The sequence below is a fragment of the Mycobacterium sp. genome (assembly GCF_002863225.1).
Lineage (GTDB): Bacteria > Actinomycetota > Actinomycetes > Mycobacteriales > Mycobacteriaceae > Mycobacterium.
Genome location: NZ_PKEK01000065.1, coordinates 46,553 through 70,049, shown reverse-complemented (window position 1 = coordinate 70,049; position 23,497 = coordinate 46,553). Strand labels below are relative to the sequence as shown.

Sequence of the window (23,497 nt, the reverse complement as noted above, 5' to 3'; positions counted from 1 at the left end):
CTCACAAACCGACATCGAGGTGGAAGCTTTGCCGCGGGTCAGGCTCCGACCCGTTGGGGAGCCTCGGCGCGAACATCGCCCGAACCGGCACTCGGCTTGCGGCCGATCAGATACCAGGTGCGCATCCGCCCCTTGCCCTTGATCTCGATGTCGCCGCGGGCCTGCAGCACGAAGTCGTCCTTGAGTTGCAGGTACACAGATTCGGGCACCTGTATACGGCCGATCGAATCGGTGGATTCCATTCGGGACGCGACGTTGACCGCGTCGCCCCAGACGTCGTAGAAGAACCGGCGCGAACCCACCACGCCCGCGACAACGGGTCCGCGGGCCAACCCGATTCGGAGCGGAAGCGGATTTCCGCGCGAATCCTTCAGCGTGCGAACCGCTTCGGCCATGTCGAGCGCGAACGCGGCCAACGCCTCGACGTGGTCCGGTCGCGGCTCCGGCACGCCGCTCACCACCATGTAGGAGTCGCCGCTGACCTTGATCTTCTCCAGACCGTGTTTGTCGACCAAGGCATCGAAATCGCCGTAAAGCTGGTCCAGGAACAGGATTAACTGATCGGGTGGCATGTCGCTGGCGCGTTCGGTGAAGCCGGCGATGTCGGCGAACAACACCGAAGCATCCTCGTACTTGTCGGCAATGATCTTGCGCGCCGGGTCTTTTAGCCGCTCGGCGACGCTGGCCGGCAGGATGTTGGCCAGCAGCGCCTCGGAGCGCTCGTATTCCACTTCCATCGCCGCTTCGGCGCGAACGATCTCGCGCACCGCGTACCAGACCGTCGTCACCACCATGATGCAGGCAGAGATGGTGGTGACGACAAAACTCATCGACAGCGCCCACGCCGGTTGCGCACCGGTGTTGCGGGGGACCAGGAACTGCAGCGTGATCACCATCCCGGCGGCGATCGCGGCCAGCAGCGAAGCCAGGAATATGCGGTCGACCCCCAGTTGCAGGACGACCAGACAGGCCGCGACCAGGAAGTAGAACTGCAGGCCCGAGCCGGTGCCCACGAACCAGCAGATCGCGAAGATCGAAAGGTAGGCGGTGCCGATGAAGGTCAGCGGCGGAAGCAGTTCACCGAAGCGATGCAGCAGCGGCACGGACGCATAGATCGCAGCACCGACGATGTTGATGAAACCGGTCCACCACACGGTGGGCGAGGCGAACATCTCGACGAAGCCGAAACCGGCGCTGATCAGCACGGCCATCGCCGCGGTGAGGTTCAATATCCGGCGGCGCCGGGCGACGCGCTCGATGTATACCTGGCTGCGGACGCGAGGCAGCGCGCGCACTGCCTCCACGCAATCGGGTGTACGCCGCGAACCTGCTGGTTGCTGGGCGGCGCACCGCTTAGCCACCACATCAGGAGCCTAACGGCTCAGATGTCGGCTGTGGGTGTCTTGGAGTGCCCTGAGTGATTCGAACTCACACTCGACGGGGTTCACAGGTGCCGCGAATGCCATGCGATCGCCGCTGCGGAAATGGCGATCTGGTCGGCACCGGTGAGCGCTTGCCATCCGCGCAGCGTCACTACCCGCAACGTCGCGGTCACGCGAATACCAAGCGCCCACCCGCGTATTGAACGCGTTCCGAAGAATTACAAGGCCCTTGGGAGGCGCGTTTCGGATTTAATCAACCACGCCTGCTTTTCCAATTCAATGATGAATTGGTCGAGCAAATCCGCTGTAGTGGGATCTTCTAGCTCGACCGGCTCGCGCACCGAACGCAGCGTTTCGGCTGCTGCGTAAGTGCGGGCTGTCACGAGCTCGACCGCCGACGCCGTGGAAATCTCGCCCGCAGGGAATTGCGGCAAGGTGGTGTTGCTAGCGACAGTGTCCGACCGGCCGTCGGGGACCGCGTTGAGCGCACGCATCCGCTCGGCCACGTCGTCGCTGGCTCCTCGAGCGAACTCCACCAGCTCGTCGAGCTGGAGATGCAGGTCGCGAAAATTCGTCCCGACGATGTTCCAGTGTGCCTGCTTGCCGGTGAGATGCAGTTCGATCAGATCGGTGAGCGCCCGCTGCAGGTTGTCGCTCAACGACGATGAGGCGGTGGTGCCGTCGTAGACACTCTGGCGGCGGTGGTTGTCAATAACCGTCATTGTATTTCCCTTGCTGAGTTTAGGTTAGGCTGTTCTCGCGGATATCTCGTGGCTTTGATATTTCGCGATTCCCAAAAAGAATGCCACAAGAATGGCATCTGTCAAATGGGGCTCAGGAAGGAAAGGATAACCTTGTTTAGGTAAGGCTGAATTCACCAAGGGTAGGCTTGCTTGCGCGTCAGCGGGACTATAGACATTGAATATTTGATGTCGGATGCAATCTGCGGATCAACAATAGGCGCGATTTCTTGCATTGAAAAAATGGCGCCACATGACTTTATCCGGAATGTCGTGGGTTCACTGGAGGCGTTTGGTGCCCTCGGTGAGATTCGAACTCACACTGGACGGGTTTTGAATCCGTTTCCTCTGCCAGTTGGGATACGAGGGCCTGGCAACATCGGCCTCCCACCATAGAGGATCGGGCAGTGCGAGCCGACTCACAGCCCCGCGGTCGAGGTTTCCCGCGGTTCACGAGAGAATGTTCACCATGACCGACTCCGCCGCCGCCAGCTCGCACCGGGTCCTCATCGCCGAAGACGAGGCCCTGATCCGGCTGGACCTCGCCGAGATGCTGCGCGAAGAGGGCTACGAGATCGTCGGCGAGGCCGGTGACGGCCAGGAGGCTGTCGAGCTGGCCGAGCAGCTCAAGCCGGACTTGGTGATCATGGATGTCAAGATGCCGCGACGCGACGGCATCGACGCCGCATCCGAGATCGCCGCCAAGCGCATCGCGCCGATCGTCATCCTGACCGCGTTCAGCCAGCGCGATCTCGTCGAGCGGGCACGCGACGCCGGGGCGATGGCGTATCTGGTGAAGCCGTTCACCATCTCCGATCTGATTCCGGCGATCGAGGTGGCACTCAGCCGGTTCAGCGAAATCCGGGCGTTGGAGCTCGAAGTCGAGACGCTGGCCGACCGACTGGAGACCCGTAAGGTCGTCGAGCGGGCCAAGGGCCTGCTGCAGGCCAACCAGGGGATGACCGAGCCCGAGGCGTTCAAGTGGATCCAGCGCGCGGCGATGGACCGGCGCACCACGATGAAGCACGTCGCCGAGGTTGTGCTGGAGACCCTCGAGTCGTCCAAGGACGCTTCGAGCTGATCTTCACGTCGCCGACTGTGCATGTTGTGCCGGCGAAATCGGCGAAATCGCCGCTATTAGGCGCACAGTCGACGGTCACGCCGAGCTGAGCGGCCTAGCGCGCGACGATCACCGAGGAGCCGTGGCCGAAGAGTCCCTGATTCGCGGTCACGCCGACTGTCGCGCCCTCGACCTGCCGGCCGGTGGCCTGGCCACGCAGCTGCCAGGTCAATTCGCAGACTTGCGCGATCGCCTGAGCGGGAATGGCCTCACCGAAGCAGGCCAACCCGCCTGAGGGGTTCACCGGCACCTTGCCGCCGAGCGCGGTGTCACCGCTGCGCAGTAGCTTCTCGGCCTCGCCCTTGGGGCACAGCCCGAGGTGCTCGTACCAGTCCAGCTCCAGGGCAGTGGACAGGTCATAGACCTCGGCCAGGCTCACGTCCTCGGGTCCTACGCCGGCTTCGGCGTAGGCGGCGTCCAGGATCTGATCCTTGAACACCCGTTCCGGCGCCGCCACTACCGCGGTGGAATCCGTTGCGATATCCGGTAATTCAGGAAGGTGTTGCGGGTACTGCGGCGTCACCGTGCTCACCGCCCGCACCGACGGCACGCCGTCCAGGGAGCCGAGATGCTTGCGGGCGAACTCCGCGCTGGCCACGATCAGCGCGGCCGCGCCGTCGGACGTGGCGCAGATGTCGAGCTGCCGCAGCGGGTCGCTGACCACCGGGCTGGCCAGCACGTCCTCGATCGAGGACTCCTTGCGGTAGCGGGCATTCGGGTTCTGCAGGCCGTGCTGAGAGTTCTTGACCTTCACCCGCGCGAAATCCTCGGACGTCGCCCCGTAGAGGTCCATCCGGCGACGGGCCAGCAGCGCGAAGTACACCGGGTTCATCGCCCCGATCAGGTGGAAGCGCTGCCAGTCCGGGTCGTTCTTGCGCTCACCGCCGACCGGGGCGAACGCCCCCTTGGGGGTGGTGTCGGCGCCGATGACGAGCGCGACGTCGCAGAATCCGGCCAGGATGTGGGCGCGGGCGCTCTGTAGTGCCTGCGATCCGCTGGCGCACGCGGCGTAGCTGGAGCTGACCGGCACGCCGTTCCAGCCGAGCTTCTGGGCGAACGTCGACCCGGCGATGAAGCCCGGGTAGCCGTTGCGGATGGTGTCGGCGCCGGCAACCAGCTGGATCTGTCGCCAGTCCAGGCCAGCTTCGGCCAGCGCCGCGCGTGCGGCGACGACGCCGTATTCGGTGAAGTCGCGGCCCCACTTGCCCCAGGGGTGCATGCCGGCGCCGAGAATGTACAGCGGGTCGGGAGTGCTCATTTCGAGATCCTCCAGGCGTGCACGAGGCGTTCGACTCCGTCGCCGTCGGTGTACAGGGTCATCGTCGCCAATTCCATCTCCATGCCGACCTTCAGATCAGCGGCCAGCGTGCCCTCGACCACTTTGCCCAGCACGATGATTCCCTCGTCGGCGAGTTCCACCGCGGCGATGGCGAACGGCTCGAACGGATCCGGGGCCGGGTAGGGCTTGGGCGGCGGATAACGGTTCTCGGTGTAACTCCACAGCTTTCCGCGACGTGACAGCGCGACCGAGTCGAGCGTGTCGCTGTCACACGCCGGGTTCGGGCAGTTGTTCTCCCGCGGCGGGAACACATAGGTGCCGCATTCGGGGCACTTGCTGCCGATCAGATGCGGATGGTCGGCGTCTTCGGTGGCGAACCACCCGTCGATCGCGGGTTCTGGGCTGGTGACCTCTGGCACCGGGCCAGACTACCCAGCGCAGGCGCGAAACTGAAACGTGTTGCAGTTTGATGCTCCGGGCGATGAGTTCGGCCGCTCCGCGCGGTCACACTGTCGAAGGTTGTCGAACAAGCGAGGGGACAGGCCATGGTGATCGTCGCGGGGTATCTCGTCGTGGACCCGCTGCAGCGGGAGAGCTACTTGGCCGGATGTGCGACGGTCGTCGAGCTGGCCCGCCAGGCGCGCGGCTGCCTGGACTTCGCGATCAGTGCCGACCTGGTCGAAGCGGGCCGCATCGACATCTTCGAACGATGGGAATCGCGTGCGGCCGTCGACGAATTCCGCGGCAGCGGGCCCTCCGAAGAGCAGCAGGGTTCGATCATCTCCGCGTCGGTCTGCGAATACGACGTCACCGCCGAGCGGCGGCTGACCTGATGTCGTGAGGTGTCTCTAGAGTTGGGTCCGTGAGCCCAGCCAGGACCGCGAGCAAGAAGTCAGACACCGGCACGGCCGCCGAGGCCAAGCCCACGTTGATGCTGCTGGACGGCAACTCGCTGGCCTATCGGGCGTTTTACGCGCTGCCCGCCGAGAACTTCAAGACCCAGGGCGGGCTGACCACCAACGCCGTCTACGGGTTCACCGCGATGCTGATCAACCTGCTGCGCGACGAGGCGCCGACCCATATCGCCGCGGCGTTCGACGTATCGCGGCAGACCTTCCGTTCGGAGCGCTTCCCGGAGTACAAGGCGAACCGGTCGACCACGCCGGACGAATTCCGCGGCCAGATCGACATCACCAAGGAAGTCCTTGCCGCCCTTGGGATCACGGTCCTGGCCGAACCCGGCTTCGAAGCCGACGACCTGATCGCCACGCTGACCACCCAGGCCGAGAACGAGGGCTACCGGGTCTTGGTCGTCACCGGCGACCGCGATTCGCTCCAGCTGGTCACCGACGACGTCACCGTGCTCTACCCGCGCAAAGGTGTCAGCGAGCTGACCCGGTTCACCCCGGAGGCGGTGGTGGAGAAATACGGCCTGACGCCCACGCAGTACCCGGACTTCGCCGCGCTGCGCGGCGACCCGAGCGACAACCTGCCCGGCATCCCGGGCGTCGGCGAAAAAACGGCGTCGAAGTGGATCAGCGAATACGGATCGCTGCAGGCGCTGGTCGACGACGTGGAATCGGTGCGCGGCAAGGTCGGCGATGCGTTGCGGGCCAACCTGTCCAGCGTCGTGCTCAACCGCGAGCTGACCGATTTGGTGCGCGATGTCCCGCTGGCCCAGACACCGGACACCCTGCGGATGCAGCCCTGGGACCGGGACCAGATCCATCAGCTGTTCGACCAACTGGAATTCCGGGTGCTGCGCGACCGGCTGTTCGACACATTGGCCGCGGTCGAGCCCGAGGTGGACGAAGGCTTCGACGTGCGCGGGGGCGCGTTGGAGCCCGGCACCGTGGCCCGGTGGCTGGCCGACCACGCCGCCGACGGCCGCCGGGCCGGCCTGGCGGTGGTGGGCACGCACCTGCCCTACGGCGGTGACGCGACCGCCTTGGCGATCGCCGCGGCCGACGGCGACGGCGGGTTCGTCGACACGACGACTCTGACGCCCGAAGACGACTCGGCCCTGGGGGATTGGCTCGCCAACCCCGAGCAGCCGAAAGCGTTACACGAGGCCAAGCTGGCGATCCACGATCTGGCCGGCCGCGGCTGGACACTGAACGGCGTCAGCTCCGACACCGCGCTGGCGGCCTACCTGGTCAGGCCGGGGCAGCGCAGCTTCACCCTCGACGACCTCTCGCTGCGCTACCTGCGTCGCGAGCTGCGCGCGGAAACATCCGAACAGCAACAGCTTTCGCTACTCGATGATGACGACGGCGTCGACGAGCAGGCCGTGCAGACCGCGGTGTTGCGGGCGCGCGCGGTGGTCGACCTCGCTGACGCCCTGGACGCCGAACTCGAGCGGATCGACTCGACGTCGCTGCTGGCCGAGATGGAGCTGCCGGTGCAACGGGTGCTGGCGGCGATGGAGGGCATCGGCATCGCCGTCGACTTGAACAAACTGGGTTCGCTGCAAAGCCAATTCGCCGACCAGATCCGCGATGCGGCCGAGGCGTCCTACGCGGTGATCGGCAAGCAGATCAACCTCGGCTCGCCGAAACAGTTGCAGGTGGTGCTGTTCGACGAACTGGAGATGCCGAAAACCAAGCGGACCAAGACCGGCTACACCACCGACGCGGACGCGCTGCAGACGTTGTTCGACAAGACCGGGCATCCGTTTCTGCAGCATCTACTCGTGCACCGCGATGTCACCCGGCTCAAGGTGACGGTCGACGGGCTGCTCAATGCCGTCGCCGGCGACGGCCGCATCCACACCACCTTCAACCAGACGATCGCGGCGACCGGTCGGCTGTCGTCCACCGAACCCAACTTGCAGAACATCCCGATCCGCACCGATGCCGGTCGCCAGATCCGCGACGCGTTCGTCGTCGGCGGGAACGGCGGCAAGGGCTACGCCGAACTGATGACCGCCGACTACAGCCAGATCGAAATGCGAATCATGGCGCACCTGTCCAAGGACGAGGGCCTGATCGAGGCGTTCAACACCGGTGAGGATCTGCATTCGTTCGTCGCCTCGCGGGCGTTCGGTGTGCCGATCGACGAGGTCACCGCCGAGTTGCGGCGGCGGGTCAAGGCGATGTCCTACGGCTTGGCCTACGGGCTGAGCGCCTACGGATTGTCCGCCCAGCTCAAGATCTCGACCGAAGAAGCCAAAGAGCAGATGGATCTGTACTTTGCCCGCTTCGGTGGCATCCGCGACTACCTCCACAACGTCGTCGAGCAAGCCCGGAAGGACGGCTACACCTCGACCGTTTTCGGCCGCCGCCGCTACCTGCCCGAGTTGGACAGCAGCAACCGCAACGTCCGCGAGGCCGCCGAGCGGGCGGCGCTCAACGCGCCGATCCAGGGCAGCGCGGCCGACATCATCAAGGTGGCGATGATCGAGGTCGACAAAGCGCTCACCGAAACGGGGCTGGCCTCACGAATGCTGCTCCAGGTGCACGACGAGCTGTTGTTCGAGGTCGCCGAGGGTGAACACGACCAGCTCGAGAGCCTGGTGCGGGACAAGATGGGCGCCGCGTACCCGCTTGACGTGCCGATGGAGGTGTCGATGGGCTACGGGCGCAGCTGGGATGCCGCCGCCCATTAGCGTCCGGACGCCAGCCGATCGGAAGGAATTCGGCGATTTCTCACAAGACCCCGGTGGGCCGGGTTTGGCCTGCATAGGCCTAGTCGAGTAGCCTCGACGGGTAGTTCGGTAACGATTCATGGCGCGCAGCGCGATGTGGAGCCGGGCGATCGAATTGAAACCAGTAATTTCCCTACGACCTCAACCTGTCCGGAGCAACCCAACAATATGCCGAGTCCCACCGTCACCTCGCCGCAAGTAGCCATCAACGACATTGGCTCGAGCGAGGATTTTCTCGCCGCCATCGACAAAACAATCAAGTACTTCAACGATGGCGACATCGTCGAAGGGACCATCGTCAAGGTCGACCGGGACGAGGTTCTCCTCGACATCGGTTACAAGACCGAAGGCGTCATCCCGTCCCGCGAACTCTCCATCAAGCACGACGTCGACCCCAATGAGGTCGTTTCCGTGGGCGATGAAGTCGAAGCCCTGGTTCTCACCAAAGAGGACAAAGAAGGCCGGCTGATCCTGTCCAAGAAGCGCGCCCAGTACGAGCGCGCCTGGGGCACGATCGAGGCTCTCAAGGAGAAGGACGAGGCCGTCAAGGGCACCGTCATCGAGGTCGTCAAGGGTGGCCTGATCCTCGACATCGGCCTGCGTGGCTTCCTACCCGCATCGCTGGTCGAGATGCGCCGCGTCCGTGATCTGCAGCCGTACATCGGCAAGGAGATCGAGGCCAAGATCATCGAGCTGGACAAGAACCGCAACAACGTGGTGCTGTCCCGTCGTGCCTGGCTGGAGCAGACCCAGTCCGAGGTCCGCAGCGAGTTCCTCAACCAGCTCCAGAAGGGCGCCATCCGCAAGGGTGTGGTGTCCTCGATCGTCAACTTCGGCGCGTTCGTCGATCTCGGCGGTGTCGACGGTCTGGTGCACGTCTCCGAGCTGTCCTGGAAGCACATCGACCACCCGTCGGAGGTCGTGCAGGTCGGCGACGAGGTCACTGTCGAGGTGCTCGACGTTGACATGGACCGCGAGCGGGTTTCCCTGTCGCTGAAGGCGACGCAGGAAGACCCGTGGCGGCACTTCGCGCGCACCCACGCTATCGGCCAGATCGTGCCGGGCAAGGTCACCAAGCTCGTGCCGTTCGGCGCATTCGTCCGCGTCGAAGAGGGCATCGAAGGTCTGGTGCACATCTCGGAGCTGGCCGAGCGCCACGTCGAGGTGCCCGATCAGGTGGTCGCCGTCGGCGACGACGCGATGGTCAAGGTCATCGACATCGACCTGGAGCGTCGCCGGATCTCGCTGAGCCTCAAGCAGGCCAACGAGGACTACACCGAAGAGTTCGACCCCGCCAAGTACGGCATGGCCGACAGCTACGACGACCAGGGCAACTACATCTTCCCCGAGGGCTTCGACGCCGACACCAACGAGTGGCTCGAGGGTTTCGACACGCAGCGCACCGAGTGGGAGGCCCGCTACGCCGAGGCCGAGCGTCGCCACAAGATGCACACCGCGCAGATGGAGAAGTTCGCCGCTGCCGAGGCCGAAGAGGCCGCCCGGCCGCAGTCCAGCAGCTCCTCGAGCGACGACGCGCCCAGCGGTGGTTCGCTGGCCAGCGACGCGCAGCTCGCCGCGCTGCGCGAGAAGTTGGCAGGCAGCGCCTAACCAGCACGACCGACCGAACGCCCCGGCTCTCGAGAGTCGGGGCGTTCGTCGTTCCGAGGGCGTGTGCCGGGGGATCGGCCCCGGGGGCGCTTTGACAGACTGGTGCAGTGCTGCGCATTGGCCTGTCCGGCGGTATCGGCGCCGGAAAGTCGACCGTGTCCTCCACCTTCAGCGAGCTCGGCGGGATCGTCGTCGACGGTGACGTGATCTCTCGTGAGGTCGTCGAGCCGGGCACCGAGGGGCTGGCCAAGCTCGTCGAGGCCTTCGGTGAAGACATCCTGTCCGACGACGGCTCACTCAACCGCCCGGCGCTGGCGGCGATCGCGTTCAGCGACGAGGACAAGCGCCAGACGCTCAACGGCATCGTCCATCCGCTGGTCGGCCAACGCCGCTCCGAGTTGATCGAGGCGGCCGGAAAGGATTCGGTGATCGTCGAGGACATCCCACTACTCGTGGAGTCCGGTATGGCGCCGATGTTTCCGTTGGTGATCATCGTGAACGCCGACGAGGACCTCCGGGTGCAACGGTTGATCGAGCATCGGGGCTTCACCGAAGACGACGCCCGGGCCAGGATCAAAGCCCAGGCAACCGAGGAACAGCGCCGCGCGGTCGCCGACGTGTGGCTCGACAACACCGGCAGCGCAGACGAATTGGTCGCACAGGCCCGTGCGCTGTGGCACGACCGGATCGTGCCGTTCCAGCACAACCTGGACGCCGGCGAGCCGGCCCGTTCACGGCCGGTCGTGGTGCCGTCCGACCCGTCCTGGCCGGAGCAGGCCCGTCGCATCGTGGCACGGCTGGACACGGCTTGTGGTCACCGCGCAGTCCGCATCGATCACATCGGGTCCACGGCTGTCGAGGGGCTCGACGCCAAGGACGTCGTCGACATCCAGGTGACGGTCGCCTCGCTCGACGTTGCCGACGAACTGGCCGACGCACTCACCGGCGCAGGGTATGTCCGCCTGCCGATCACAGCCGATGTGAGCAAGTCGGAGATCCGCAGCACCGTAGCCGAATTCGACCGCGCGGCCGACGACGAGCTGTGGCGGAAGCGCATTCATGCGTCGGCCGACCCTGGCCGGCCGACCAATGTGCACCTGCGGGTCGACGGGTGGCCCAATCAACAGTTCGCTCTGTTGTTCGTCGACTGGTTGAAGGCCAATCCTGATGCGCAACAACGCTATCTAGCCGTCAAGCGCGATGCCGAGCGGGCGGGCGACACGCTCGCGGGCTATGTCGCCGCGAAAGAGGTGTGGTTCCACGAGGCCTACCGCGAGGCGTGGACCTGGGCCGACGCGACGCACTGGCGACCTACGGAATAGGCAGGGGCGCCCCGCAGGGCAGTACACCGTTCATCGGGTCGGAGCTGCCCGGTGCCGGATGAACCACCTGATCGACTTCGACGAAGACCTTGTCGTCGACGTCGATCTCGCAGTGCGCATTCGCGGAGTACGGCCACCTCACCATCACCTGCATGCCCGCGTGACGCGGGTCGGCCAGTACCGCATTGGCTTGAAAAGCGTTGCCGGGCAACGTACTCAGTTGCGCCATGTTGGTCTGGTTCTCTGCGGTGATGAACGTCGCCAGGCTACCGGGGGCAACGCCGTCGACCCGCGCGATGTAGGTGATGTTGTGCATGTCATCGGCGTGCGCGGGAGTCAACGGCGTGCAGGTGATCGCCGCGGCGACTGCCACCCATCTGTAGATCGTGCGCATGACCGCACAGAGTACCGTGACCGGCCGCCGCGGCCGACCCAGCCAGCGCGCTACGTACCGAAAGCGATTACCTCCCTAGGGGTGTACTGGCAGCCCCCTTACGGGTGGTCGACTTTGCTTACGGCCAATCGTTGGCCGCCGTAGACCGAAAGAAGTCGCCGCCATGATCACTCTCGGCATCATCCTGCTGATAGCGGGATTCGTACTCAAGATCTCCATCCTGTGGACCGTGGGCATCGTCGCCCTCGTCGTCGGCGCCATTCTGGCGGTCCTGGGCGGCACCGGACGTGCCATCGGCGGGCGCCGCCACTACTTCTGACCGCAGGCCCCGTCCCCGGCGCTGTCCGACAGGTCACACGAGCACGTTTGCCGCGTGAAGCGCTGGGTTATTCGACACGCGTATGAAAGGAGCACGCGATGCCTATTTGGGAATGGATTGTGATCGCAGCGGTCGCCGTCGTCCTGGTTGTCTTTGCCGTCGTCTTGGTAAGCATGATCAGATTTCGCAGCAAATCCAAGCGGTTGAAGCAGCACTACGGCAGTGAGTACGAGCAGGTGGTCGAACAGACCGGAAGCGAGAAGAGTGCAGTGCGCGAACTCACGACGCGGGAGCGCAAGCGCAAAAAGCTCGACATTGTTGCGCTGACGCCATCGGCGCTGTCCGAATACACCGCGCGATGGCAAGAAGTGCAGGCCGGCTTTGTGGACAACCCGGCCAAGGCGGTGGGTGCCGCGGACGGCCTGGTGACCGAAGTGATGCGCGAACGGGGTTATCCCGTCGACGATTTCGAGCGGCAGGCCGCCGACATCTCGGTCGACCATCCGCAGATCGTTGACGACTATCGGGCTGCGCACGGCATCCACCTCGCTGAGCACCGGGCAGACACCGAGCAACAGCGTGAGGCCTTTGTGCACTATCGCGCCCTGTTCGCGACGTTGCTCCAGGCCCCCGCTGGAAACCAAGAACCGTTGGAGGAAACCGCGTAACCACCCACTGGCACCACGACGCCGGCGATCAGCAACCCACGAGCCATCCACGCGCCGAAGCTCACCGGGGCGTGGAACTCATGCACTATCGCTTTTAGACCGCCTGCTCGCCGTTGAGAAACCTTGTCTTGCACCTGCTTTCGTAATCATCGCCAGGTCAGCTGCATGCCTGTGACGGCCAACCACTCCGTGAGGTCGTAGTCGTGCCGAGACAGACCGTCGATGGCGGCCACCGCCCGACGGATGGCCAACTCACCGCTTTCCGGCGTCAGCAGGCCGTGCCGGACCGCGTCCAGCAGCTCGTCGACATCCGCGAGATCCACCCCGCGGTGGGTTCGGACCACGAGGTCGAGGTAGTGGTCCTCCGAGGTCCACTCGTCGGCTCCGGCGGTGAACTCACCGACGTCGAGGTAGTAGTCCTGATCGCGTTCATGACCGGGATTGAAGTGAAAGATGGTCGCGCGCAACCCGAGCGACGGCAGCAGCCACGACTCGAGGTAGTGGAACTGTGCGCGACCGGGGGTGGGACGGGCCAGGTAGAGGCCCCACGGTTGCACCACGTACCGATCAACCGCCCGCACAATACCTTTGGGGTCGGTGTTGGTGTAGTCGCGGAGATCGAACCGCTCGTGTTTGGGCGGATGCATGGCTCACCTTGTTTTCGACGGACTAGCGCCTCAGCCGGATCTTCCACCGGACGAAGCAGGCGAAGAACAGCGCCAGCCCGGCCAGCATGCCCATGTCGAGCAGCCAGAAGTGACGGGTGTGCTGCCAGAACTGATCCTGGGGAAGCAGGGTCGGCGGCACGAGATGGCGGAGATCGACCGTCGATGCCGCGGCCGCATAACCCCAACGCGCCGGCATCAGCCAGGACATCTGGTCCAGGCCGAGACGGCCGGTCACCGGGACCATCCCGCCGCACAAAACCAACTGCGCCATCACCGCGACCACGAACAGTGGCATGATCTGCTCGCTCGACCGGACCAGCGACGAAATCGCCAGGCCGAGGACGGCCGATGCCACACAGGCGGCGGCCACAGTGAGGAACAGCTCAGCGGTGGCCGCCATCGTCGAGTGACCCAGCAGGACCGCACCGCGGCTCGGAGCGCCCTTGCCGACCACCACGATCGCGGTGACGATGGCCGCCTGCAGGACGGCGAAGCCGCAGAACACGAACGTCTTGGCCAACAGATAGGCCGTGGTCGACAGGCCGACGGCCTGCTCGCGCTGGAAGATGGCGCGCTCACCGACCAGGTCGCGAATCGTCAACGCGACCCCCATGAAGGCGGCGGCCGGCAGCAGCAACGCCAGAATCTGCGCGGCCTCGTCGGGGGTCCCGGTGTGCGGATCGGTCGCGCGGAATCCGGTGGTGCCCGGCACCGTGAGCGACAACGCGCCGAGAATGAAGGGCAGCAGTGCCAGAAACACGAAGTAGGCCCGATCGGCGATCACCAGCCGGACCTGCCGTCGGGCGATCGTCGAGATCTGCCGGGGGACACTGGTGTGCACCGGCTCGCCGAGATCAGCCGGCGCGGCTGACTTCGACGGTGGCTGCGGCTCCTGGCGTTCGCGGAACCGGCGGTTGGCTTCCTCGGGGTCGGCTCCGACCTGGCTGAAGATCTTCGCCCAGTTGGTGGTGCCCATCACCTCGCCGATGCCGTCCGGCGGTCCGCAGTAGGCGGTTTTGCCGCCGGGCGCGACCAGCAGCACCTGATCGCAGACGTCGAGGTAGGACAGCGAATGGGTGACCACCAGCACCACCCGGCCCGCGTCGGCCAGCTGCCGCAGCATTGTCATGACCTGCAGGTCCAGCGCCGGGTCCAGTCCTGATGTGGGCTCGTCGAGCATCAGCAGCGACGGGCCGGTCAGCAGCTCCAGCGCCACCGAGGCGCGTTTGCGTTGTCCGCCGGAGAGCTTGTCGACCCGGGTGTCGGCGTGCTTGGTCAAGTCGAGCTCCTCGAGCACCTGCGAGACGACCTTGATCCGGTCGGCTTTGCTGGTGTCGGGGGGCAGGCGCAGTTCGGCGGCGTAGCTCAGCGCCTGGTGGACGGTCAACTGCCGGTGGACCACGTCATCCTGCGGCACCATGCCGATGCGGCTGCGCAACGAGGCGTACTCGGCGTGAATGTCGTGGCCCTCGAACGTGACTGAGCCGCCGCTGGGGGTGGTGTAGCCGGCGATCAACCGGGCCAGGGTGCTCTTGCCGGCGCCGGATCCGCCGATCACCGCGGTCAGCGTGCCGGGACGGGCGGTCAGCGAGATGTCGCTGAGCAGCTGTTTGCCATTCTCGACGGTGTATTGAACATTGCGCACTTCGAGGCCGCCGGTACGGGTGGCCGCCTCGGTGTCGCTGCGCCGGACCAACAGGCCACCGCTGACGATCAGGTCGATGTTGCCGACGGTGACCACGTCGTCCTCGCGGAGGATGGCCGAGCCGACCCGCGTGCCGTTGACGAAGGTGCCGTTGACGCTGGTGTCGCGGATCTCTGTACCCAGCGGGGTCAGAATCAGGGTTGCGTGGTACCGCGACGCCAGCACGTCGGGCACCACGATGTCGTTGTCGGCGGCCCGGCCGATGGTGACCGAGCCGACCGGCTTGGCCGACGGGGTCGCCCTCGGCGCGATGCGCTTGACGAAGCGAGTGGCGAAGTTCGCATCCTCAGCCGGACGCGCGCCGAGCATGGTGACCTCAGTGGCTGGCACGTCCTGCCGGACCGGCGCGGATCGCGCGTTCACCACGGTCGCCTCGTCCGGCGGCGGACCGGCAGGCGGGCGCCCGGCCTGCACGCTGGTCGGATATTCCGAAGGCGGCAGCGGCGGAGCCGGGCGCGGCGGCGGCACGGGCCTGGGGGGCGCCGGCGGAGCGGGTCTGGGGGGCGCCGGAGCGGCCTGCCGCACAGGAGTCGACCACGTCATCGTCTGCTGTCCGACACGGGGTGGTCCCGGAGTCGGGGGTGGACCGCCGTGACCCCGGCGCGACCCGACCTCGAACGTCAGCAGCGGTCCGCCCGCGTTTCCGATGTTGATGCTTTGTCCGTCTTGGACATCGATGACCGGCCGCCGATAGCCGTTGACGAACGTCCCGTTCACCGAGCCGTTGTCGATCGCGACCCATTTTCCTTGATCGAAGCGCAGGATCAGGTGCGCGCGCGAAATCCGCGGGTCGGGAATCCGGACGTCGGCGCGCAGATCGCGCCCGATGATGACGTCGTGGCCCGGCGTGAACGTACTCTCGGAGCCGTTGTGCCAAACGGTCAGTACGGGCGGGGCTGGTCGACTCACCACTCCAGTATCGACTCCGTCAAGACATGGTTTCGGCCTGACGCAGTGTGATTCGACTGAATGGCGTGCACGAGCTGCGCCAAGTACCTCGATTCACAGCTGTTTCATAAGCGGCACAACAGGAGAGCACCGCATCCGTAGGCATCATCGTGGATGGTGAGTCAGTTCTGCGAACTCGGCTGCGCCTCCGGGGGTGGCGAAAATGCCCGGGTCGCAACTGATTCACGATTCGGTGCGGCGGGCAATCGGAGAGCGGTGAGGCACACGCCACGCGAGCGAAGTAAGGGGGAGAGCGTCGATGGACGATGCGACCAGAGCCACCCAGCGCTGGGACGCCCAGTCGATGCCCTCGGCGCCGCCGTCGCAGCCCTCCGAACCGCCGCGCTCCCGTAGTTTCCTCGAACGCGGTTACGCATCACTCCCCGATCTGGCGATCACCCGGCTGCTGACGCGGGTGCCGCTGATCGGCTCGCGCCCGGACCGCGATCCGGTGCAGGGTCGCCGCCCCGTGACCGGTGAGCCGTCGGATGGGGCGCTGGCCACACCGACGTCGTTCGCCGGTTACACAATCCTGCGGCCGCTGGGATCCGGCGGAATGGCCGACGTCTACCTCGCCAAGCACCCCAGGCTGCCACGTCGCGACGCGCTCAAAATCCTCAGCGAGGGCACCACCAATGACGCCGAATTCCGTGAAAGATTCAACCGCGAAGCCGATCTGGCCGCCACGCTGTGGCACCCGCACATCGTCGCGGTGCACGACCGCGGCGAGTTCGACGGCCACCTGTGGATCGCGATGGACTACGTCGAGGGCACCGACGCCGCCCGGCTGATGCGGGAGCGGTTCCGCGGCGGCATGGCCGAGCAGGACGTCTGCGCGATCGTCACCGCGGTGGCCGGGGCACTCGATTACGCCCACGCCCGGGGCCTGCTGCACCGCGACGTCAAACCGGCCAACATCCTGCTGACCCACCCGGATGAGGACGATCGCCGAATCCTGTTGGCGGACTTCGGCGTTGCGCGACAACTTGCCGACATCAGTGGGATCACCGAGACCAACGTCGCAGTCGGCACCGTCGCCTACGCCGCCCCCGAGCAGCTCGTCGGTTCGAACATCGACGGGCGCGCCGACCAATATGCGCTGGCGGCCTCGGCGTTTCATCTACTCGCCGGCGTGCCGCCGTTCCAGAACTCCAACCCGGTCGCGGTGATCAGTCAGCACCTGCATGCGGCACCTCCCCGGCTCAGCGACTACCGTCCCGACCTGGCCGGCATGGACGAGGTGTTCTTCACCGCGCTGGCCAAGGACCCCGCGGACCGGTACGACCGGTGCCGGCAGTTCGCCGCGGCTTTCAGCGAGCAAGTCGGCGGCTGCGGCGACAAAGGTCGGGTGAAACTGCCGCTGCGCCGCCCGCGCACCTCGGCGCGCGCACGAAAGCTGACGGTGAAATCGGGCGTCGCGGTGGCGATGGTGCTGGCAATGCTGTCGCTGGCCGTCACCTGGGCCATTTCGTTCTTCTCCTGGGACAACCAGCCGCAGCCGGTCACCGCAGCCCCGCCACGGGTGAACAAGACGTCGACATCCGGCTCGGCACTCGCCGCGCCTCCGCTCAACGGCACCTACCGGCTCGACTACGACCGCGCCAAGCAGACGTCGAACGGCATCATCCGGACCAACGGCGGCGACACCACGTGGTGGGCTTTCTCGTCGGCGTGCACCGCTGCCGGGTGTGCGGCGACCGGCACCAAGCTCGACGACGCCAGCCACAGCTACGCGAAGAGCACCGGCACCGGCAACGCCGGGGTTCTGCACTTCGTCGACGGTCACTGGCAGAGCGAGCCGCGTCAGCTAGAGGTGCAGTGCCAGAAGACCCGTGGGGCTCCCGTCGTCAACCAGTCGGAGAGCGTGGTGTGGACGCTGACCCCCGAACCCGACGGCACCCTGCGCGGAGTTCAGACCCAGTCCGTGCAGAGCAACGAATGCGGTGCCCAAGGCGCCACGCTGCGGATCCCCGTGCTCGGTTCGCGCACCGGCGACGTCCCGCCGGATGTGACGGTGGCCGACCCGGCAGACGCGGCCAACCAGGCGGCCACCCCGGTCGGCGCCCCGTCGCCGCCCGTGCTCGGCGGGTCCTGCAGCGACATCGACAAGGTCGCCTACGACTCCACCGCCAACGAGCAGGTGGTCTGCGAGACCAACGTCTGGGACAAGGCGCCGGCAACCAGCGGCGTGCACCCGGTCGGTACCTCGTGCACCGACACACCGGTGTTCACCATGTCGAAGTCCGAAGACGGGCATCTCATCCAGTGCGACCCCGGGACCCGGGTGTGGAGCGGGCAGCACAGCTGAGTAGCGGCACATGTCGGTGCCGCGCACTAATCTGAACTCATGGCATTTGCCACCGAACATCCCGTGCTTGCGCACTCCGAATACCGCCCCGTCGAAGACATGGTGCGGGCCGGCGGCCGCTTCGAGGTCGTCAGCCCCTACGAACCCGCCGGCGACCAGCCGGCCGCCATCGACGACTTGCAACGCCGTATCGAGGCAGGGGAGCGCGATGTCGTGCTGCTCGGCGCCACCGGTACCGGCAAGTCGGCCACCACGGCGTGGCTGATCGAGCGGTTGCAGCGGCCCACCCTGGTGATGGCGCCCAACAAGACGCTGGCCGCGCAGTTGGCCAACGAGTTGCGGGAGATGTTGCCGCACAACGCCGTTGAGTACTTTGTCTCCTACTACGACTACTACCAGCCCGAGGCGTATATCGCGCAGACCGACACCTACATCGAGAAGGACAGCTCGATCAACGACGACGTCGAGCGGCTCAGGCACTCCGCGACGTCGTCGCTGCTGTCGCGCCGCGACGTCGTGGTGGTCGCTTCGGTGTCCTGCATCTACGGCCTGGGTACGCCTCAGTCGTATCTTGACCGATCGGTTGAGCTGAAGGTGGGCAGCGAGGTCCCGCGGGACGGGCTGCTGCGGCTGCTGGTCGACGTGCAGTACACCCGCAACGACATGTCGTTCACCCGCGGCACGTTCCGGGTGCGCGGCGACACCGTCGAGATCATCCCGTCGTATGAGGAGCTGGCGCTGCGCATCGAGTACTTCGGTGACGAGATCGAGGCGCTGTACTACATGCATCCGCTCACCGGTGACGTTGTGCGGCAAGTCGACTCGCTCCGGGTGTTCCCGGCGACCCACTACGTCGCCGGGCCGGAACGGATGGCCCACGCCATCTCGACCATCGAGCAGGAACTCGAAGAGCGGCTCGCCGAGCTCGAGGGACAGGGCAAGCTGCTGGAGGCCCAGCGGCTCCGGATGCGCACCAACTACGACGTCGAGATGATGCGTCAGGTCGGGTTCTGCTCCGGCATCGAGAACTACTCGCGGCACATCGACGATCGCGGGCCCGGCTCGCCGCCGGCGACGCTGATCGATTACTTCCCGGAAGACTTTTTGATGGTCATCGACGAGTCGCACGTCACCGTGCCGCAGATCGGCGGCATGTACGAAGGCGACATGTCGCGCAAGCGCAACCTGGTCGAATTCGGGTTCCGGCTCCCGTCAGCGTGCGACAACCGGCCGTTGACCTGGGAGGAATTCGCCGACCGGATCGGCCAGACGGTGTACCTGTCCGCGACACCCGGGCCCTACGAGCTGAGCCAGGCCGCCGGCGAGTTCGTCGAGCAGGTGATCCGCCCGACCGGCCTGGTGGACCCCAAAGTCGTGGTCAAACCCACAAAGGGGCAGATCGACGACCTGATCGGCGAGATTCGCAAGCGCGCCGAGGCCGACGAGCGAATCCTGGTCACGACCCTGACCAAGAAGATGGCCGAGGACCTCACCGACTATCTGCTCGAACTCGGCATTCGGGTGCGCTACCTGCACTCCGAAGTCGACACCCTGCGGCGGGTGGAGCTGCTGCGTCAGCTGCGGCTGGGCGAGTACGACGTGCTGATCGGCATCAACCTGCTGCGTGAAGGCCTCGACCTGCCCGAAGTGTCGCTGGTCGCGATCCTCGACGCCGACAAAGAAGGCTTCCTGCGGTCGTCGCGCAGCCTGATCCAGACCATCGGCCGCGCAGCCCGCAACGTGTCCGGTGAAGTCCACATGTACGCCGACAAGATCACCGATTCGATGAAAGAGGCGATCGACGAGACCGAGCGCCGGCGGGCCAAACAGGTCGCCTACAACGAGGAGAGGGGCATCGACCCGCAGCCGCTGCGCAAGAAGATCGCCGACATCCTCGATCAGGTGTACCGCGAGGCCGAGGACACCGAGAGCGTGGCAATCGGCGGCTCGGGCCGTAACTCGTCGCGTGGCCGACGGGCGCCGGGCGAGCCGGGGCGGGCGGTCAGTGCCGGGGTGTTCGAGGGGCGCGACACCGCGAACATGCCCCGGGCGGAGCTGGCCGATCTGATCAAAGACCTCACCGAGCAGATGATGACCGCGGCTCGCGACCTTCAGTTCGAGCTCGCCGCCCGGTTCCGCGACGAGATCTCCGACCTGAAGAAAGAGCTGCGGGGGATGGACGCCGCCGGACTCAAGTGAGCGACACGCGGGCCGACGCCGGCTGGCGGTCGCTGCTGGGTCCTGAGTTCCTCGGCACCTCGACCCTTCTGGCCGGCGGGGTGGCGCTGTACGCGACCAACGAATTCCTGACGGTCAGTTTGCTGCCGAGCGCGATCGCCGAGATCGGTGGCCAGCGCCTCTACGCGTGGGTGACGACGCTGTACCTGCTGGGATCGGTGGTGGCGGCGGCGACGGTCAACGCGACGCTGCTGCGCGTCGGAGCTCGACGGTCATTTCTCTTGGGGCTGACCGTCTTCGGCCTCGGCAGCGTGGTGTGCACGGCCGCGCCGGACATGGCTGTGCTGCTCCTCGGACGCACGCTCCAGGGCGCGGCCGGAGGATTGCTGGCCGGGTTGGGCTACGCATTGATCACGACCACCCTGCCGCGGGCGTTGTGGACCCGAGCGTCGGCACTGGTGTCGGCGATGTGGGGCGTGGCCACCGTTGCGGGGCCGGCTGCCGGTGGACTGTTCGCCCAATTCGGTTTGTGGCGTTGGGCATTCGGCGTCATGGCACTGCTGTCGCTGTCGATGGGCTTGCTCGTCCCGCTGGCGCTCCGGGCCGACCGCGCCGATCCCGACCAGCCCCGGACCGCTCTGCGAGTGCCGGTCTGGTCGGTGTTGCTGCTGAGCGCCGCGGCGCTGGTGGTCAGCATCGCTCAGGTGCCGACCGGCCTCACCCTGACCGCCGCGTTGCTGGTGGTCAGTGTGCTGTTGATCGTCACTTTCATCTTCGTGGACCGCCGCTCAGCGGTAAAAGTGCTGCCGCCGAGCATGTTCGGGCCCGGGCCACTGAAGTGGATCTACCTGGCGCTGTCGGTGCTGATGATTTCGGCGATGGTCGACATGTACGTTCCGTTGTTCGGCCAGCGGTTGGCTCATCTGGCTCCCGTGGTGGCCGGCTTCCTGGGTGCGGCACTGGCGATCGGCTGGGCGGTCAGCGAGATTCTCAGCGCCTCGCTGAAGAGCGCGACCACCATCAACCGTGTCGTGATGGCCGCGCCGCTGGTGATCACGCTCGGCCTGACCCTGGCCGCCGTCACGCAGGTCGACAATGCGTCGCGGGGCCTGGTCGCCACCTGGGCGGTGGCGCTGACAGTCACCGGAATCGGACTCGGCGCCGACTGGCCGCATTTGTCGGCGTGGGCGATGCAGTGCGTCGACGAGCAGGAGGGCGCCGCCGCCGGCGCGGCGATCAACACGGTCGAGATGATCGCCGGGGCGTTCGGTTCCGGGCTGGCCGGCGTCGTCGTCAACAGTGCGCACGGCGGCCTGGTGAACGCCGCCCGCGCCCTGTTCGCGGTGTTCGCCGTGGTCGGCGTGCTGGGCGCGGTGGCCGCCCGCCGCGCTGTTCGCGGCCTGAGGTGAGCGCGCGTCAGCGGACCGACTTGGTCACCTGCGTGCGATGGAACTGCCACCGCTCGACGATGTGGAATCCCACGTTCTGCGGGACGAGGTAGGCGGGTGCGCGGGCCAGGATCTTGCCCGGCGGCAGCGACTTGCCAGCCTGATGGTTCGGCAGCTTGGTGTCGTGGGTGGTGATCGTCCACAACGTGGTGCACTTGTACAGTCGGCCGACGATCAGCCAGACCGCGATGTGGCCGTCCCACAACGTCTCTCGCTTGGGCGCTGGCACACCGCGACCGATGTCGACCAGTGGCCGGAAGGCGTCGGGTCGGGCGGCCAACAGCGCCCGGACCGGGCCCGGCAGCCATCCCACCGTGTTGTCGACGAGCAGACAGTCGCCCGGCGCCGCGTGCGCCTTGATGGCGTCGGCGACGTCGCTGTAATCCCAACCCTCTTTGGCGTATCGCTGGCGCTGCGAGAGCAGGTAATTCGGAAACGCCGCGACGGTCAGCGCCACAAGCATCAGGGCGATCCAGCGCGGCCGGCGCGCGATCGCCACGATGCAGACCGCCAGCACGATCGCCAGCGCCGGCGTCGTGAAGAACAGATAGCGCGGGTAGTAGAACGGATCACTGAGAGCCGAATAGACCAAGCTGACGGCTGTGGGCACGACTATCCAACTCGCGCAGACGGTCAGTATTCGGCGGGTGTCGCCGCCGGCCTGCCAGCGCCCGGTGAAGCGAATCGTCAGTGCCACAACGAAAACAAGTGCAGCCGCGACAGCGAAGGGAACGCTGTTGTCGAAGTACTGGTGCAGCACGACATCGAGCACGCTATGCCAGGTCAACGAATGGATCCATGCGACCTGAAAGCTCTGACCGTGCGCGAACAGCATCAGCGGTGTCACAGCGCCCACCGCGACGGCAGACGCGACTGCCCACCACACGATGACGGACTTTTGCCGACGCAGCGTCGGCGTCACCACGGCATAGGCCGGAACGAGCAGGACCAGATAGACGTTGAGCGCGATCGACAGCATCAGCGCGAGGGCATACAGCACCCACAGCCACGGCCGGTGCCGGCGGATAGCGGTGACCAGTAGAACGGTCAGCCACACCGCGGCGGCCGCGGTCAACGCGTACGACCGGGCTTCGATCGCGGCCCACGTCACCCGCGGCAGGATCGCGAACACCACGCCCGCGCATACCGCGGTGGTACGCGGCAAGAACTGCTTGCCGAACACCACGACCCCGGCGGCTGCGATGCCGACAGCGATGGCGCTGGGCACCCGCGACCAGAACTCGGTCGGCGGGAACACGCAGAACCAGCCGTGCATCAGCAGATAGAACAGGCCGTGCACGGCGTCGATGTGGCTCAGCAGCCGCCACAGGTCGGACAGCGAACGGCCGGCGGAGGCCGAGATCGTCGCGCTCTCGTCGAACCACAACGACGGGCGACTCGCCGCGACAACGCCGACAAGCGACGCCAACAATGCGACGACGAGCGGGTCGAATAGCCTGCCCGGCTGCCGTTCATCGGAAACAAGCTCGGTGCTCGGCTCCTGGACTGTGGTGGCGACCATGATGTGTGTCACTTTAAAGCCACGCCGGTGAACCTGCTTACCCGTACTGCCTGCTCACGCCCTACTTTTGTCGAAATGCCCGAAAATAGGGGCTCCACCGGCAGGACGGGTTGATAACGAAACTCCTTGCCGACCAATGGAATTGAACACAGGCTGCGGGGGCGCGTCGAATTTCTGACCGGGATCGATACGTCAGAATGCGTGGAGCGCAGAAATGCCAACCGAATCGGCGTGTTTCAATA

Annotated in this window: 18 protein-coding genes and 1 tRNA gene; 10 read left to right on the top strand and 9 right to left on the bottom strand. The window is 66.0% G+C overall.

Annotated elements, in window-relative coordinates:
* Positions 1-38: 38 nt before the first annotated feature.
* From CYU59_RS20540 to CYU59_RS20530, 3 genes are all read right to left on the bottom strand, one after another.
* A complete protein-coding gene (locus CYU59_RS20540) occupies positions 39-1,364 on the bottom strand; it encodes an adenylate/guanylate cyclase domain-containing protein (RefSeq protein ID WP_293002106.1) in 1,326 nt (441 codons plus the stop codon).
* Between the two features lie 236 nt (positions 1,365-1,600).
* Positions 1,601-2,104, bottom strand: coding sequence for a DNA starvation/stationary phase protection protein (locus tag CYU59_RS20535; protein WP_293002104.1), 504 nt, complete (start codon positions 2,102-2,104; stop codon positions 1,601-1,603).
* Between the two features lie 311 nt (positions 2,105-2,415).
* A tRNA-Leu gene (locus tag CYU59_RS20530) sits at positions 2,416-2,492 on the bottom strand.
* 99 nt (positions 2,493-2,591) lie between these two features.
* Between CYU59_RS20530 and CYU59_RS20525 the strand changes: the two genes are divergently transcribed.
* Positions 2,592-3,203, top strand: a complete 612-nt coding sequence (locus tag CYU59_RS20525) for an ANTAR domain-containing response regulator (protein WP_293002102.1) — start codon at positions 2,592-2,594, stop codon at positions 3,201-3,203.
* Between the two features lie 94 nt (positions 3,204-3,297).
* Here CYU59_RS20525 and CYU59_RS20520 read toward each other — a convergent pair whose 3' ends face one another.
* Positions 3,298-4,500, bottom strand: coding sequence for a lipid-transfer protein (locus CYU59_RS20520; protein WP_293002100.1), 1,203 nt, complete (start codon positions 4,498-4,500; stop codon positions 3,298-3,300).
* Positions 4,497-4,940 carry an OB-fold domain-containing protein gene (locus CYU59_RS20515; protein ID WP_293002098.1) on the bottom strand — a complete coding sequence of 148 codons (444 nt, stop codon included), beginning with the start codon at positions 4,938-4,940 and terminating at the stop codon, positions 4,497-4,499. The genes CYU59_RS20520 and CYU59_RS20515 overlap by 4 nt, the downstream gene beginning before the upstream one ends.
* A gap of 126 nt (positions 4,941-5,066) precedes the next feature.
* On the opposite strand from CYU59_RS20515, the gene CYU59_RS20510 reads away from it, so the two are divergent.
* The 4 genes from CYU59_RS20510 (at position 5,067) to coaE (ending at position 11,097) form a co-directional block, all read left to right on the top strand.
* Complete coding sequence (locus tag CYU59_RS20510) at positions 5,067-5,354, top strand: antibiotic biosynthesis monooxygenase (RefSeq protein WP_293002096.1); 288 nt, start codon at positions 5,067-5,069, stop codon at positions 5,352-5,354.
* 98 nt (positions 5,355-5,452) lie between these two features.
* Entirely contained in the window at positions 5,453-8,128 is a 2,676-nt protein-coding gene (gene polA / locus CYU59_RS20505) for a DNA polymerase I (protein ID WP_293002166.1), read from the top strand.
* 207 nt (positions 8,129-8,335) lie between these two features.
* Entirely contained in the window at positions 8,336-9,775 is a 1,440-nt protein-coding gene (rpsA, locus tag CYU59_RS20500) for a 30S ribosomal protein S1 (protein ID WP_293002094.1), read from the top strand.
* 107 nt (positions 9,776-9,882) lie between these two features.
* Positions 9,883-11,097, top strand: a complete 1,215-nt coding sequence (gene coaE / locus CYU59_RS20495; protein ID WP_293002092.1) for a dephospho-CoA kinase — start codon at positions 9,883-9,885, stop codon at positions 11,095-11,097.
* Here the strand turns inward: coaE and CYU59_RS20490 are convergent.
* Positions 11,087-11,491: a hypothetical protein gene (locus CYU59_RS20490; protein WP_293002090.1), complete on the bottom strand. Its 405-nt coding sequence runs from the start codon at positions 11,489-11,491 to the stop codon at positions 11,087-11,089. The two genes, coaE and CYU59_RS20490, sit on opposite strands and share 11 nt — an antisense overlap.
* A gap of 163 nt (positions 11,492-11,654) precedes the next feature.
* Here CYU59_RS20490 and CYU59_RS20485 point away from each other — a divergent pair, with 163 nt between their 5' ends.
* Entirely contained in the window at positions 11,655-11,810 is a 156-nt protein-coding gene (locus tag CYU59_RS20485) for a DUF6131 family protein (RefSeq protein WP_293002088.1), read from the top strand.
* A gap of 98 nt (positions 11,811-11,908) precedes the next feature.
* The gene (locus CYU59_RS20480; RefSeq protein ID WP_293002086.1) at positions 11,909-12,478 is read left to right on the top strand and encodes a hypothetical protein; all 570 of its coding nucleotides are present in this window, start codon (positions 11,909-11,911) and stop codon (positions 12,476-12,478) included.
* A 146-nt stretch (positions 12,479-12,624) separates the two neighbouring features.
* Here CYU59_RS20480 and CYU59_RS20475 read toward each other — a convergent pair whose 3' ends face one another.
* Positions 12,625-13,059 carry a DUF402 domain-containing protein gene (locus tag CYU59_RS20475; RefSeq protein ID WP_293002164.1) on the bottom strand — a complete coding sequence of 145 codons (435 nt, stop codon included), beginning with the start codon at positions 13,057-13,059 and terminating at the stop codon, positions 12,625-12,627.
* 88 nt (positions 13,060-13,147) lie between these two features.
* A complete protein-coding gene (locus tag CYU59_RS20470) occupies positions 13,148-15,760 on the bottom strand; it encodes an FHA domain-containing protein (protein ID WP_293002084.1) in 2,613 nt (870 codons plus the stop codon).
* 343 nt (positions 15,761-16,103) lie between these two features.
* On the opposite strand from CYU59_RS20470, the gene CYU59_RS20465 reads away from it, so the two are divergent.
* Genes CYU59_RS20465 through CYU59_RS20455 form a run of 3 tightly spaced genes read left to right on the top strand, consistent with a single transcriptional unit; the run spans position 16,104 to position 21,694 of the window.
* Positions 16,104-18,107 carry a serine/threonine-protein kinase gene (locus tag CYU59_RS20465; protein ID WP_293002162.1) on the top strand — a complete coding sequence of 668 codons (2,004 nt, stop codon included), beginning with the start codon at positions 16,104-16,106 and terminating at the stop codon, positions 18,105-18,107.
* A gap of 39 nt (positions 18,108-18,146) precedes the next feature.
* Positions 18,147-20,306 carry an excinuclease ABC subunit UvrB gene (uvrB, locus tag CYU59_RS20460; protein WP_293002082.1) on the top strand — a complete coding sequence of 720 codons (2,160 nt, stop codon included), beginning with the start codon at positions 18,147-18,149 and terminating at the stop codon, positions 20,304-20,306.
* Positions 20,303-21,694, top strand: a complete 1,392-nt coding sequence (locus CYU59_RS20455) for an MFS transporter (RefSeq protein ID WP_293002080.1) — start codon at positions 20,303-20,305, stop codon at positions 21,692-21,694. Before uvrB ends, CYU59_RS20455 begins: the two co-directional genes overlap by 4 nt.
* A 7-nt stretch (positions 21,695-21,701) precedes the next feature.
* Here CYU59_RS20455 and CYU59_RS20450 read toward each other — a convergent pair whose 3' ends face one another.
* On the bottom strand, positions 21,702-23,255 hold the full coding sequence (locus CYU59_RS20450) for a hypothetical protein (RefSeq protein WP_293002079.1): 1,554 nt from the start codon (positions 23,253-23,255) through the stop codon (positions 21,702-21,704).
* Positions 23,256-23,497: the final 242 nt, after the last annotated feature.

Coding starts and splice junctions, on each gene's coding strand:
- CYU59_RS20535 (WP_293002104.1), bottom strand. CDS start 2,104: ATGACGGTTATTGACAACCACCGCCGCCAGAGTGTCTACGACGGCACC.
- CYU59_RS20525 (WP_293002102.1), top strand. CDS start 2,592: ATGACCGACTCCGCCGCCGCCAGCTCGCACCGGGTCCTCATCGCCGAA.
- CYU59_RS20520 (WP_293002100.1), bottom strand. CDS start 4,500: ATGAGCACTCCCGACCCGCTGTACATTCTCGGCGCCGGCATGCACCCC.
- CYU59_RS20510 (WP_293002096.1), top strand. CDS start 5,067: ATGGTGATCGTCGCGGGGTATCTCGTCGTGGACCCGCTGCAGCGGGAG.
- polA (WP_293002166.1), top strand. CDS start 5,453: ATGCTGCTGGACGGCAACTCGCTGGCCTATCGGGCGTTTTACGCGCTG.
- rpsA (WP_293002094.1), top strand. CDS start 8,336: ATGCCGAGTCCCACCGTCACCTCGCCGCAAGTAGCCATCAACGACATT.
- CYU59_RS20490 (WP_293002090.1), bottom strand. CDS start 11,491: ATGCGCACGATCTACAGATGGGTGGCAGTCGCCGCGGCGATCACCTGC.
- CYU59_RS20485 (WP_293002088.1), top strand. CDS start 11,655: ATGATCACTCTCGGCATCATCCTGCTGATAGCGGGATTCGTACTCAAG.
- CYU59_RS20480 (WP_293002086.1), top strand. CDS start 11,909: ATGCCTATTTGGGAATGGATTGTGATCGCAGCGGTCGCCGTCGTCCTG.
- CYU59_RS20465 (WP_293002162.1), top strand. CDS start 16,104: ATGCCCTCGGCGCCGCCGTCGCAGCCCTCCGAACCGCCGCGCTCCCGT.
- uvrB (WP_293002082.1), top strand. CDS start 18,147: ATGGCATTTGCCACCGAACATCCCGTGCTTGCGCACTCCGAATACCGC.
- CYU59_RS20450 (WP_293002079.1), bottom strand. CDS start 23,255: ATGGTCGCCACCACAGTCCAGGAGCCGAGCACCGAGCTTGTTTCCGAT.